Source organism: Psychroflexus montanilacus, assembly GCF_020164535.1.
GTDB classification, from domain to species: domain Bacteria; phylum Bacteroidota; class Bacteroidia; order Flavobacteriales; family Flavobacteriaceae; genus Psychroflexus; species Psychroflexus montanilacus.
Window position 1 is genome coordinate 232162 of record NZ_JAIQZC010000001.1, and the last position, 11750, is coordinate 243911.

The following is an 11750-nucleotide window of genomic DNA, read 5'->3' on the forward strand; positions in this document are numbered from 1 at the left end:
TCGTTCTATTCTTTGTAAAGGTGTATATCTGCTTTTCCTTACCATATTATTACAAAACTTGTTTTATTAAACTCATTATATACTCTAAATCCTTGTCGTTTTCTATTTGGACTTGATAATCTCCATTACCTCTATGCCCAATATTTGAAACATCTTTTACTAATCCTTTTGGGTCATCAAGACTTCCTATTTTGGCATTAATGAATACTTTTAATGACTTCTTTTGAATTTCAATATCAGAAATATTTGAACCCTTTTTAAAAGCTATGTAATATTTCTGCGGTTGTATTTCTATACCATCAGTAAGGTTGAGTATTGAAGATTTAAACTTCTCATATAACTCTATAATGTAATCCGAGCCATTGCTGAAATGGTCTTCTTCTGTGTAAACTTTGATGTTCTCTTTTACTTCTTTTAGACTATCGCTATTCTCCAACAATGGTTTGATACTTGGAGCACCACTACTTTTCTTAATTGTATTTATACTAATCGTATTATTTTCAAATTGCTTAATCTCCCATAACTCAATACCAAAGTCCTTGAAATCACTTGCTGATATTTGGTTGTCGGTGAAACTTGGAGAAACAAAAGCAACCCTTGATTGAGACCAATCCACATCTTTACTATGTAAAACATCTTTTAAGGTTTCATTGTATGTCAAGATAAACTCTGCCTTATTCTGGAGCATTAAATTTAAGTAGGTTAATCCCTGGTCAACCACACTTTAATTTTTATCTCTCTTGTATTCAATAATAATAAAAGCATTGGTTTCTTTATCATAAGCAAGTGTATCAATACGCTTGTTTTTGATGGTAAATTCAGATTTGACAAACAACAAACCCATAATGTTTTGAAGGTTGCTTTCAAAAATTGATTGTATTTCACGTTCAAGTTTAAAGGGCTTCTCTTTAACCTGTACTAATTTATTCCCTGTGGTGTTGTATATAATCATATGTTATTAACTTACTATTCCTTTGGTTCAGCTGCTAATGGCATATTATCATCAGGCTTGTTTTTATACTCTTTGGTTTTTGAAAACTCACTTGCCATCATTTTGGCTTGCTCAATTACCGTTTCTGTGGCTTTTAATTCTAAGTCTGGTGGGTAGCCGTGTTTTCGTAATATCTTTTTTACTGCTATTCGCATTTTGGCTTGTACATTTTCTCTAACTGTCCAATCGATACTGCTGTTTTTACGAATGGTATCTACTAACTCTCTTGCTATATGCCTTAATATTTCATCTCCTAAAACAGCTACTGCACTATCGTTTACTTCTAATGCTGAGTAGAATGCAAACTCTCTGAAATCAAGTCCTAAATCTTCGCCTTTGCGGTCTGCTTCTTTAATTTCTTTTGCCAACCGAATCATTTCATCAATTATTTGAGCTGATGTGATTAGGTTGTTTTGGTAGTTTTTAACTGCTTGGTCAAGCATTTCAGAAAACTTTTTGGATTGTACTATATTGGTTTTCTGCCTTGTTTTTATTTCGTCATTCAGTAATTTTTTAAGCAATTCTAAAGCTAAGTTTTTATGTTGCATTCCTTTTACTTCTGCCAAAAACTCATCTGAAAGAATAGAAATATCTGGTTTCTTGATTCCTGCTGCATCAAAAATATCTACTACTTCGTCTGCGACTACTGCATCTGATAATATTTGCTTGATTCCTGTTTCTATTTCTTCATCACTCTTGGTTTTGCTACTCTGGGTAACTTTTACAATTCTTGCTTTTATGGCTTGGAACAAGCCTACTTCATCTCTAATATCACTTGTGTATGGATGTGGTACTGAAATAGCAAAGGATTTTGAAAGTGCCGTTACGGAATTGGTATATCTTGCTTTGCCATCTTCTAATCCTAAAATGTAATTGGCTGCCTGAATAGGAAAATACAGTTTTTCTTTTGGCGTAAGCCCAAAGAAACTTTTATAATCGAAACCTTTAGGTTGAGATTTGTCTGTTGGTTGCTCTTCAAACATTTGAGCCACTATCTCATACTTACTCATCATTACTGATGCTGCTTCATCCTGGTCAAATGCTGGTTTTCCTTGTCCTCCGCTTTCTGTGTAAACAGAAAGGGCTTTTTTAAGGTCTGTTGCAATACCTATATAATCTACTACTAAACCGCCTTCTTTGTCTTTATATACCCTGTTAACTCTTGCTATGGCTTGCATTAAGTTATGACCTTTCATTGGCTTATCAATGTATAAGGTGTGCATACTAGGGGCATCAAATCCTGTAAGCCACATATCTCTTACAATAGCCAATTTAAGACTGTCTTTAGGGTCTTTTAATCTATCGCCTAATGCTTTTCGTTTTGCCTTATTTCTTACGTGTTGTTGAAAGTTAAGAGGGTCTGATGATGAACCTGTCATTACTACCTTTATAGTGCCTTCTGCATCATCATCACTGTGCCAATCTGGTCTTACTTTTATAATTTCCGCATATAAATCTACTACTATTCTACGGCTCATACACACAATCATTGCTTTACCGTCTAATATGGCATTACGCTGTTCAAAATGGTTTACTATATCTGCTGCAATAAGTGATAAACGGTGTTGATTACCTACAATGGCTTCCAGTCTTGCCCATTTTGCTTTTAGTTTTTGTTGGTCTGTAACTTCTTCGCTTTCTGTTAACTCTTCAAACTCTGCATCTACTCTTGGAATTTCTTCTTCTTTTAAAGTGATTTTAGCCAATCGGTTTTCATAGAAAATACGAACCGTTGCTCCATCTTCTACTGCTTGCTGAATGTCGTACACATCTATATAATCACCAAAGACTGCTTGGGTATTTTTATCTGTGTTTTCAATGGGTGTACCTGTGAAACCAATAAAGGAAGCATTGGGTAAAGCATCTCTCATATGCTTGGCGAAGCCATCCATAAAATCGTATTGGCTTCTGTGTGCTTCGTCTGCTATTACTACAATGTTTCTGCGGACTGATAATTCTTCAAACTGACCTTTGATGTTTTTGAATTTACCATTACCTAAATCAAGTTTTTCTTCTATTTCGGGAAGGAATTTTTGAATGGTAGTAAATACAATACCGCCTGATGTTACGGATAGTTTCTTCTTTAAATCGTCTCTATTTTCAGCTTGTACTGGTGTTTGCCTAAGTATGTCTTGACTTAATGAAAAGGTATCGAATAATTGGTCGTCAAGGTCGTTTCTATCGGTTAATATGACTAATGTAGGGTTATTGAGTGCCAACACTAATTTACCTGCGTAAAACGCCATAGAAAGGCTTTTACCGCTTCCTTGTGTGTGCCAGATAACACCTGCTCTTTGGTCTCCGTTTTCGGCTGTTGCTTTTCGTGTTGCTTCTACTGCTTTATTAACTGCAAAGTATTGATGATAACGAGGTACTATTTTGGTAATCTGTTCTTTGTTTTGGTGGAATATGGTAAAATGACGAATCAGGTCGGGCAGCACTTCTTTATTAAGCATCCCTTTTGCCATTACTTCCATTTGAGGAATGGTATCGTCTGCTACTAATTGCCCATCAATGGATTTCCAAGGCACAAAAAACTGTTTGGGTGAAGTTAGCGAACCATAGAGAGCATCCCAACCATCAGAAGCTATCAATAAAGCATTGTACTGAAATAGGCTTGGTATGGTGTGCTTGTAGGTTTGTAATTGGTTGAACGCTGCATTGACATCTGCATTTTCGTCTGCTGCATTTTTTAGTTCAATCACTACCAAAGGCAAGCCGTTTAGAAACAGAATAACATCTGGCCGTTTATTTGTATTGCCTTCTATTACGGTAAATTGATTGATGACTAAAAACTCATTATTGCTTGGGTTTTGATAATCTATGAGCCAAACTTTATCGCCCGCAATACGGTCTGTTTTTCTGTACTCTACATCTACACCTTCAGTTAGGTATTTATGGAATTGGTAGTTGTTTTGAAATAATTCTGGACTATCAGAACGCAACACTTTACGCAAGGCTTCTTCTTGGGCATCATACGGAATAGTAGGGTTGAGTTTGGCAATGGCTTCTTGTAAGCGGTTTTTGAGTACTACTTCGTTGTAATCTCGTTCAGGCATTGAGCCGTCTGGCGAAATGTCTGTGCCATTGATGTACTGGTAGCCTAATTCTATAAACTCCTGTATGATGATTTGCTCTATGTGGTCTTCTGATATTACTGCCATAGGGTTATACTTTTTCTGCCATTACTTCTGCTACATCTAACTCTCCCGAAATTAGCTTGGGCAATAGCGTATCTCTAAGGTTTGTTAGTTCTTGGTTTTCTTTCCTATTATCATCAATTAAATTAAGTGAGTCATAAACTGAATCGTAAAATTGATTTACAATTGATAATGGCGGTAATACCATTTCATAATTAATTATGTCTTTTGGATTAACTCTTTGATGACTACTACTTGTACCTGTGACTTTTGATTGAATGGAATTGATATATCCATCACTTGAACATAAGCAATTTACAAATGGGAAATATACATCTTCAAGTGGTTTTAAAACTTGAAATTCAGTAGAGCAAATTGAATTATCATTTGGTTTTATTATTGTCCATATTCTCGGGATTCTCGGATTTAGTTTAGAAACAAGAATTGAGTGTTTCAAAACTTGATACTTTGAACTGAGAATCTTTTCGCCTAATTCCATTGACGGCATTTTACCCGAATCAAACTCTGGAAGGCTATAATGATGATAAATTGTATCAGGGTTTTCAAATGGTTTTTTATTCTTTTTTAGTAGTTCGGCTATTTGATTTAAGTTTCCAACATTCCATCCCTTAGGAATTTCCCCTAACTCACTATCTACCATTTCTCCACCTGATGATTTGTAAAGCTCTCCGTTTTCTTTGGGAAACTCAAAATCTATAAACCACTGCTTAAAGAGGGTTTGGGCAAGGTTTTCTAACTCTTGGTTTATGTTGTTGTTGAGTTCTATTTTGTCGTCAAGTGAGGAAAGGATTTCTGCAATGGCGGTTTGGGTTTCGTAATCAGGTGCTTTAATTGTTATATCTTCAAAAGTGGATTTATTTACTATTGGCATAGTTGAGCCACCTGTTGCAAGATTTCTAAGGTAATCTTGCATTGAAGAAATGACGTAGTAAATAAAGTCTGAATTGAACTCTTTATGAGGTATTATTGAATTAATTTGTTGATTTGTAACGCATCCTTTTTTATTCAATGCAACCTTACCCATTTGAGAGCCTATACAAGTTACAATTACGCTATCAGTTGGTAATATTTTTTTTTGAAATGCACTTATACCTTCTTCCGATAAATATCTAATAGAACCCCAAATATTCTTGTTATATGCATCAAAATCAGTAGGTGTTACAAAAGGTATATTATCACCCCATTGTTCTGGATTTTTTTTAGAGGGTGTATTACCAGTAATTACCACTCCAATCTCTCCTAATTTATATTCTTGCCAGTTGGTCATATCTTAATCTTGCTCAATAAATGAGATTAATAAATCTGTTATTTTTGGGTCTTTTGAACCTGTTTTAAGTTCCTCTTTTCGCTTCACAATTATATTATAGGTTTTATCCCATTTAATCTTGTATGCTACTTCTAAACGGACGCTATCTAAATACCCTTTTGATCTGTTTGTTTCGTCTTCAAAATCTTCAAATTCATAATGCCCTGTTTTTAAATTTAAGGCTGTAAAACGGCCTGTAATTTTAGTGTCAACTGTATCTGAAAACTCTAATGTTTCTAAATTATTAAGAATGACTTTAGCTTTTTTATAATCAATATCACTGGTAATAATCTGCTCTGAAATAGCATTTACATAATTCAGTTTGAAGTTGGTTTTTGCCCCTGTGATTGTTTTAAGTAGGCTTTTATAGCTGTTGACTACCTTTTTATCTAAGGTTGAGATATACTCCTTGAAATCCTCTATATTATTTGAAGATTCGTAAAAACCGATTACATATTCTACGAATTTATCTTCCGTAGTTTTAGTGCCAGGGAAAATAATCTCATTACCTACTGGTTTAAATAATGCACCAAAAGAGTTTCTTGTATTACCTATGTAGTGGAATGTTGATGCTCCTTGTAATAAGGCGGTATCAATCTTGATATTTTCTTCTTTAGCTTTTCTCTTTGTTTTATTGATGTAGTCCTTTTTAAGCCCTTTATTAATGGCTACAAATTGAATTAATGAATTTGCCCATAATTCGGCATCAATTGTACCATAACCCACTTTTTCAGAGTTTCCAAAATATGCTTGAAAAATACCTTGATTGTGTTTTTTAGAATAACTACTTAAATCAACTTGCTGTTTAAGTGGCTCAAAGCTGTACAAACTATTCTTTGTTGGCAGATAGGTTTCGGGTAATTCGTAAATGTATAAAAACTCGAAATTATGATATTGAATATCTTTATCTATATCTACCTTATAAACTAAACCATTATCTAATTCTGTGATAAGGCTTAATAGTGAAATTTTACGATTGAGGTAATCTTGGAGTTTAACAATGCTAATATTTATAATAAGCCATCTATTATAGGTATCATCAGTATCAACCCAATAAAATAGATAATCTTCACCTGATAAACTTTGGTAATGAGAAAGTAAAGGGCCATCATAATATATGAGGTCACTTACTTTGACTAAATCATTTAGCCAATCGGACTTTATTGATATGCCTTTTACTGTTTCCATTATAGTATTTCTATAACATTAAATTTATTTTGAAGCTCTATATTTTCAAATTCGTATAAACCAAAATGAGTTAGATTACCTTCTTCAGTTATTAAACCATCTGTTGATTCAAGAACGCCATTTGCAATATGTGTACCTGCTGTTTTTTTAAAATTTGGAAATGAATTAGCTAATTGATAATACCTTTCTTTAGCTCCTTCAATTTTAGAATACATAGATAGGTTTAAGTAATCACATTTTTTCTTCCCATTAGCATCAATGAATCTTGCAGGGTCGTCTTTTAACTGAGGTAGAAAATTGCTCTTATGGTTTATGTTTTCAAATACATATCTGTAAGAATCAAAAGGAGTTATTGCTTTTAAATCTTTATTAGGACAATCGCAATTATGCTCATTTTTGATATTGTCCATATCTTCTTGATATTTGAATTTTTTAGCCATTATATCTCAATACCTACTTTTACTAAATTCGTTTTAATACGCTGTTGCAACTCAATAGACTTTTCAAAATACCCTTTTAGGTTTTCAGAAATGGTAGCTACTTTTTCTTCATAGGGTATGCCGTCATCTTCTACTTCTTCTGTACCAACATATCTTCCCGGTGTTAGAACAAAGTTGTTTGCTTCTACTTCTGCAAGGTTTGCAGACTTGCAAAAACCTTGTACATCTTCATAATTGCCGTCTATGTTACGCCAATTGTGGTAGGCTTCTGATATTTGGGCAATGTCTGTATCTTCAAATGCTTTGTTTTTTCGGCTGGTCATAGTGCCTAATTTTCGGGCATCTATAAACAGAATTTCGCCAGAACGATTGCGGAATTTGTGATTGGTTCGGTTACGAGCCAAGAACCACAAACAAGCGGGTATTTGGGTATTGTAGAATAGTTGTGTTGGCAAGGCTACCATACAATCTATTAAACCCTCTGTAATGAGTTGTTTTCTTATTTCGTTTTCTGTACCTGCATTGGTGGTCATTGAGCCATTGGCTAATACAATACCTGCTGTTCCAGTGGTGCTTAGTTTATTGATAAATAGTTGCAACCAACCGTAATTGGCATTTCCTACTGGTGGTACACCATACTTCCACATATGGCTGTCTTGCAACTGCTCGCCACCCCAATCGGAAATATTAAATGGTGGATTAGCAATAATATAATCTGCTTTTAGGTCTTTGTGTCTATCGTTGTGGAACGTGTCGCCTAATTCAATTTTGGCATCAATTCCTCTAATGGCTAAATTCATTTTAGCCAATTTGTAAGTAGTTGGGTTGCTTTCTTGACCGTAAACGGCAATATCGCCAATTCTACCACCGTGAGCTTTCAAGAACTTCTCACTTTGCACAAACATACCTCCACTACCACAACAACCGTCATAGATACGCCCATTGTAAGGTTCAAGCATTTCTACTAATAATTTTACAATACTTTCAGGTGTATAAAACTGACCGCCTCTTTTACCTTCGGCATCAGCAAACATTCCTAAAAAGTACTCATAAACTCTACCTAATAAATCTTTACTGCTGTGTCCTTCTTGTTTGAAACCTACATTGCCGATTAAGTCTACCAATTCGCCCAAACGTTTTTTATCTAAAGCTGGTCTTGCATAATCTTTAGGTAAAACTCCTTTAAGTGTAGGGTTGTCTTTTTCGATGGCATCCATAGCATCATCAATGTCTTTGCCTATGCTTGGTAATTTTGCTCTTTGGTGTTGAAGGTAGCTCCATCTTGCAGAAGGTGGCACATAAAAAACATTTTCTGCCAAGTACTCGTCTTTATCTTCTGCATCAGAAAGTTTGTCCTCTTTGAGCCTGTTGTATAAATCTTCAAAGCTGTCAGAAATGTATTTTAGGAAAATCAAGCCCAATACAATATGCTTGTATTCTGCTGCATCCATATTATTACGCAACTTATCAGCTGTAGCCCAAAGGGTTTTTTCGAGTTCTTGGTTCATTTTTTTTATAAATTCTTTAGTTGATAAAAATATAAATCTTTTGCTGAAATAAGGAAGCAGACTTCACTTTAATTTTGAACTGACCTTAATTGTCGGGGTAATTTTGCAGATGGAGGTTTTTTAATTCAATAAGTCTATCAAGGTATGGTTTAAACGTTTTATTCACCATGCTAGCCATAACTACATTCAAATGACTTTCAACAAACTCCGAGCAATCTAAAATGGTGCTAAAGTTATTAATCTTTAGGTTACCTTTAGGAAATTCAGTTTTTGAAAAGAAGTCCTAACTCTTTAATTTCTACTGACCAATCATCGGTTTTTTCTTCAATAGGGTTGTTTTCATTTTTTAAATCATTTTGATTGGTTGGTATTTCTTTTTCTGTCACTTCAATGTTATCCACTATCTGAGTAAATTTTTGTTCTTGATGTACTTGTTTTTCATTGTCATTAGATTCTACCTCATTTTCTAAAATCTCGCCAGTCTAATTCAATTAGGTAATCGGCGATGTCTTTGCCTTGTTCTCTGTCTTGTGATGGGGCTAATTTTTCTAATAAATCTGAAATTGTAAATGTTGTGCCTGGGATTTTATTTTGATATTTTTTTGCATTTTCTGACCAAAGGTTAAAGGCTCTGCCTTGCTTTGATAGGTCGGGGAAGAGATATACATCTCTGCCTTTTAATGATTTGCATTTTTGAAATGATAAACTACTAAGATTATAAACGGCTAACCATAAATAGTTATCAATGTTTTCAGGAAACCCAAAATACAATGTGCCATAAATAGCTGTTTTGGGTGCTTCGACTAATGCAATAGGGTTGTGGGGATATTTGCGAAGCAAATGTTCTCCAAAAAAGCATGACACTCTAGTGTCTTGGTTGTTGTATTTGGATAGCCATTCAGGTATAATTTTGTTTTTAAATTTTAAATCTCTTTCAATGATATTATGTAGGAAGTCTGTTCCAATGGTGTGATTTTGGTTATTAAATTGCTTGACCTGTATTGCCCGTACATTACCGCTTATATCTATAAAAGGAAATGTTACTGCTCCTTTACGATACCCTTTTGTGATGGTGCCAAGATGGTATTGTGCTATGACTTTTTCTATACTTTCAACTTCAAACGGATATTTTATATTATTTAAAAGGTTCTGAATAAATGTGTTTATATGATAATCTTTTCTAGTCTTTTCAAATATTTTGTTTGGAAAAAAAACTTGTAAAGGCTTGCTGATTGTTTGGGGTATTATTTTTCTCGAACCCAATAAGAATTTATTAGTATAGCTATATCCATGTTTGTATGGATTGAGGTGATAGGCGCAATTCGTCTCTCGATCACATTTACCGTATATCTCTGGCAAGTATTCCATTGTTTCTGCATCAATATACCTTACAAATCGTTTTTTATGGCATGATGGGCATCTATGTTTTTTGCTTCCTTTTTCTAGATGGTATTGGTATTGTTGCATATCGGTTTAGGGTTTAAACTGATTGTTTAAACTATTAATTCTATCGGTTTAGGTTTAAGAGCCTATATATACACCTTAAACTAAACCGATTAAAATTGAAAATCATCTTCAACTCCTTCATTGTATTCACCAAGGGTATAGGGAGCCTTGTTCTTTTCTTGTAATAGCCAATTTTTGTTTTTACAGATAGTGATTAATTCTTTAGCTCTGTTGTCGCCTAATTTATTATCATATTGATTTTTAAAAGCTATTTTTACTTGTATGACGAGTTCTGAATAACTAAGACTGTTTTCTTTTGAAAAAACTTCTGTGAGGATTTGGTACTTTTTATAATCTTCTAAATCAAGTATATCAAATTTTTTTCTTCTTGATTCAGTTTTAATTTTATAATCGTCAACTAATACCGGCATACCATCCTCATTTATTTCAAAGGCAAATGGCTCAGGGTCTTTATTTCTGCACATTTGTGCTTCAACAACTGAAATATTATCATTATGCTCATTTTTGGTGACTGATAAAACAGTTTCAGCCTTATTAATCAGCTCCGTACCTATATGGCCACGAGCATTATTGTCACTTTTATTTTGATGTAATACACTTATGATATGAATATCTAATTCTTCTGTCCATTTTAAAAGTTTGGATGAGATATTTGTAGCTTCAGCCTCATCATTAATTGAGGTTACTAAGTCTTTTATTCCATCAATAACCACAAAGCCTAAATTTTTAGTTTTATAGATGATGTCTTCAATAATACTAAGCCTTTCTTCGGGTTTTTTAGAGCGTAGATAATACACCTTTAAGTCCTGTGGTTTACTTTGTCCTATCTGCTTGCAGATGCGCTTTAAAGCTAATTGTACATGATATTTACCCTGTTCAGTGTCGAAATACAGAACTTTCTTTTTATCATGAGGAAGACAACCGACAAATTGGTTAAAATGTTTACCAGCACTCAATAATGTTGATACAGTAATGCCAACAAAAAAAGATTTTCTACTTTTTGCTTTTCCAATTAAAAGCGACAAATTCCCTAATGTACCTAAAATGGTATATTTATCGTCAATTACTTGTTTCCATGCAATCTTAGGCAGTGGAATATTATCTGTCGGCTTAACCTCTAAATTTGAATAATCATTTAGGGAACTATTCTTTAAAGTATGCAAGTGCTTTACTATGGTCACAGGATTATCTAAACTATCAAATTGAGGATTAATTTGTATGGCATTAAGCTGATTATCTTTACCCTCATTATGATCATTAGATATTGTAGGGTTGTTGTTATTTTCCATAGCTTCAATCCTTTTTTAGTTTACACAAATATGCGTCTGCTTCATGCTGTATTTCTTCTTGTGTTTTATTGCGCCCTTCTTTTAAATAATTAATAAGGTCTTTATTTGAGAAATAAAGGCGTTTTCCTCGTTTCATATAAGGAATTTCATTCCTAGAGACTTTTGAGTAGATGGTGGGAACCGAAAGGTTCAAGAAGCTGGAAGCATCTTTGATGCTCATTAGTTTTTCTACCTGTTCTTCTTTTGGAGTGTTAAAGTGTTTTTGGATTAAGCTTTCAATTGTGCTCATTTTGTCGTACACTGCTTGAATAGCTTTTGGTAGGTCGTTGAAGGTTAGATTTTCGTTCATGATACATTATATTTAATTGTACCATGCAAAATTGAAAAACGGGTTTCCGAA

The 11750-nt window shown here is 33.9% G+C and carries 12 protein-coding genes; all 12 read right to left on the bottom strand.

Annotated elements, in window-relative coordinates:
• Positions 1-49: 49 nt before the first annotated feature.
• Entirely contained in the window at positions 50-688 is a 639-nt protein-coding gene (locus tag LB454_RS01125) for a DUF5655 domain-containing protein (RefSeq protein ID WP_322962803.1), read from the bottom strand.
• A 36-nt stretch (positions 689-724) separates the two neighbouring features.
• Positions 725-952 (bottom strand): PDDEXK family nuclease, encoded by a 228-nt coding sequence (locus tag LB454_RS14020; RefSeq protein WP_322962804.1) that lies wholly within the window; start codon positions 950-952, stop codon positions 725-727.
• Between the two features lie 14 nt (positions 953-966).
• Positions 967-4155: a type I restriction endonuclease subunit R gene (locus LB454_RS01130; RefSeq protein ID WP_224462467.1), complete on the bottom strand. Its 3189-nt coding sequence runs from the start codon at positions 4153-4155 to the stop codon at positions 967-969.
• Between the two features lie 4 nt (positions 4156-4159).
• Positions 4160-5419 (bottom strand): restriction endonuclease subunit S, encoded by a 1260-nt coding sequence (locus LB454_RS01135; RefSeq protein ID WP_224462468.1) that lies wholly within the window; start codon positions 5417-5419, stop codon positions 4160-4162.
• Between the two features lie 3 nt (positions 5420-5422).
• Complete coding sequence (locus tag LB454_RS01140; protein ID WP_224462469.1) at positions 5423-6646, bottom strand: DUF6575 domain-containing protein; 1224 nt, start codon at positions 6644-6646, stop codon at positions 5423-5425.
• Complete coding sequence (locus LB454_RS01145) at positions 6646-7056, bottom strand: hypothetical protein (RefSeq protein ID WP_224462470.1); 411 nt, start codon at positions 7054-7056, stop codon at positions 6646-6648. The genes LB454_RS01140 and LB454_RS01145 overlap by 1 nt, the downstream gene beginning before the upstream one ends.
• Before the next feature lie 29 nt (positions 7057-7085).
• Complete coding sequence (locus LB454_RS01150; protein ID WP_224462471.1) at positions 7086-8594, bottom strand: class I SAM-dependent DNA methyltransferase; 1509 nt, start codon at positions 8592-8594, stop codon at positions 7086-7088.
• An 85-nt stretch (positions 8595-8679) separates the two neighbouring features.
• Positions 8680-8835, bottom strand: coding sequence for a DUF6965 family protein (locus tag LB454_RS14195; protein ID WP_407692583.1), 156 nt, complete (start codon positions 8833-8835; stop codon positions 8680-8682).
• Positions 8836-8857: 22 nt separating this feature from the next.
• Entirely contained in the window at positions 8858-8995 is a 138-nt protein-coding gene (locus LB454_RS01155) for a hypothetical protein (RefSeq protein ID WP_224462472.1), read from the bottom strand.
• Between the two features lie 58 nt (positions 8996-9053).
• Entirely contained in the window at positions 9054-10061 is a 1008-nt protein-coding gene (locus tag LB454_RS01160) for a DUF6371 domain-containing protein (protein ID WP_224462473.1), read from the bottom strand.
• Positions 10062-10150: 89 nt separating this feature from the next.
• Positions 10151-11350: an AAA family ATPase gene (locus LB454_RS01165; protein WP_224462474.1), complete on the bottom strand. Its 1200-nt coding sequence runs from the start codon at positions 11348-11350 to the stop codon at positions 10151-10153.
• A 4-nt stretch (positions 11351-11354) separates the two neighbouring features.
• Positions 11355-11699: a helix-turn-helix domain-containing protein gene (locus LB454_RS01170; protein WP_224462475.1), complete on the bottom strand. Its 345-nt coding sequence runs from the start codon at positions 11697-11699 to the stop codon at positions 11355-11357.
• Positions 11700-11750 lie beyond the last annotated feature (51 nt).

Bases quoted from the DNA above. Each gene is read 5' to 3' on its own strand.
- LB454_RS01130 (WP_224462467.1), bottom strand. From the start codon at position 4,155: ATGGCAGTAATATCAGAAGACCACATAGAGCAAATCATCATACAGGAG.
- LB454_RS01165 (WP_224462474.1), bottom strand. From the start codon at position 11,350: ATGGAAAATAACAACAACCCTACAATATCTAATGATCATAATGAGGGT.
- LB454_RS01145 (WP_224462470.1), bottom strand. From the start codon at position 7,056: ATGGACAATATCAAAAATGAGCATAATTGCGATTGTCCTAATAAAGAT.
- LB454_RS01125 (WP_322962803.1), bottom strand. From the start codon at position 688: ATGCTCCAGAATAAGGCAGAGTTTATCTTGACATACAATGAAACCTTA.
- LB454_RS01150 (WP_224462471.1), bottom strand. From the start codon at position 8,594: ATGAACCAAGAACTCGAAAAAACCCTTTGGGCTACAGCTGATAAGTTG.
- LB454_RS14020 (WP_322962804.1), bottom strand. From the start codon at position 952: ATGATTATATACAACACCACAGGGAATAAATTAGTACAGGTTAAAGAG.
- LB454_RS01135 (WP_224462468.1), bottom strand. From the start codon at position 5,419: ATGACCAACTGGCAAGAATATAAATTAGGAGAGATTGGAGTGGTAATT.
- LB454_RS01140 (WP_224462469.1), bottom strand. From the start codon at position 6,646: ATGGAAACAGTAAAAGGCATATCAATAAAGTCCGATTGGCTAAATGAT.
- LB454_RS01160 (WP_224462473.1), bottom strand. From the start codon at position 10,061: ATGCAACAATACCAATACCATCTAGAAAAAGGAAGCAAAAAACATAGA.
- LB454_RS01170 (WP_224462475.1), bottom strand. From the start codon at position 11,699: ATGAACGAAAATCTAACCTTCAACGACCTACCAAAAGCTATTCAAGCA.